Source organism: Vibrio sp. 10N.222.49.A3, assembly GCF_041475145.1.
GTDB lineage: Bacteria > Pseudomonadota > Gammaproteobacteria > Enterobacterales > Vibrionaceae > Vibrio > Vibrio tasmaniensis_A.
In genome coordinates this window covers 1-1,164 of record NZ_JBFRVM010000259.1, presented here as the reverse complement: position 1 = coordinate 1,164, position 1,164 = coordinate 1, and the positions used below count along the sequence as shown (strand labels likewise).

The following is a 1,164-nucleotide window of genomic DNA, read 5'->3' as shown; positions in this document are numbered from 1 at the left end:
CTGAAGGTTTTCCGGCCACGGCCAAGCGGATCGAGGCCTTGATACGCTCCCCCAATAAGGCGCCCATTCAAAGCGGCTTTTCCATCAGCCCTGATTGGTTTAAGCAATTTGATATTCAGCACGTACCGGCCTTTGTTTCGGTCAAACAAAACCGCTGCTTACCTAAGCAGCCTTGCAAAGCCAGTGACTACGACATCCTTTACGGCAACATTTCACTTTACCAAGCTCTGGATTACCTCGCGGCCGGGGATGCGCAGCAAAACATTCACCCACTGTTGCGCACGCTCTATGCCCAATAACCCTCTCTCACCCCAACTTTTGATGAGGTGCTCCTTATGCGCATTGACCTCTGGGCTGCGCTCACGCTCAGTTTTTTATCTACTCTCGCTCTTGCCAGCGAACAACAAACCTTTACCGAGAGCGCCAATTGGGCGAAGCAAACGGCAAGCCAAGCTCTCACGCCTCATGCGCTTCCACTCAATGTCGATGACTATTGCAAAGACGCCACGTGTCGAAAAGAGATCCGCAGTCCAAAAGAGTCAAGACTGTCAGACAGTGATATCAATGCACAAAAAGGGACAGAGTTTGTGACCAATGGATTGGCTCAAGACATCAACACCCACTTTAATAAAGGGCGCCCCGATGTTAAAAGCGACCCAGCGATGCGCTTTGCCTTACTCGGCCAAGAGAATGCGTATGAAATCACTCACGGTCTCTCAAATGCCTATGTGGATTGTGATAGCGGCTCCCAGTGCCTTATCGAACACATTCCTAAACAGTGTCATCGTCCAACGAATAACAATGTGCCTTGTACAAAAGTCCCCGTTGCCTCCGTGAGCACCGGTGAGGTGAGCTACCGCTGTCCATCCGGTTGGACACAACAAGGGAGGGATTGCCAACGCCCCCTCCCACAATGCCGATACAATAATGACAATTACGTGAGGCAATCAGGGACTAGAAGAGGTTTTTCGGGATCAGAAACCACGTATTTTTGGGATGGAAAGATAGTCTCTCCCAACCAAGGCTACACGCTTGGCGATTTAAAATATACCATCAACTTAAACTGGCAATGGAGCGCATACTGGCATAAACGCTACGAGATTTGTCGACCCACCACACAAACGAAAAAAGCCACCTTGAGCTGCTCAAACGGATTCTCCTTAT

1 protein-coding gene and 1 pseudogene are annotated in these 1,164 nt (G+C 49.8%); both read left to right on the top strand.

All coding sequences use genetic code 11. From position 1 onward, the window contains the following. A partial coding sequence (trbC, locus tag AB4589_RS24730) for a type-F conjugative transfer system pilin assembly protein TrbC (protein ID WP_372101895.1) occupies positions 1-299 on the top strand: 299 nt, incomplete at its 5' end. 36 nt (positions 300-335) lie between these two features. Then, positions 336-1,164, top strand: a pseudogene (locus AB4589_RS24725) (type-F conjugative transfer system mating-pair stabilization protein TraN); the annotation flags it as partial.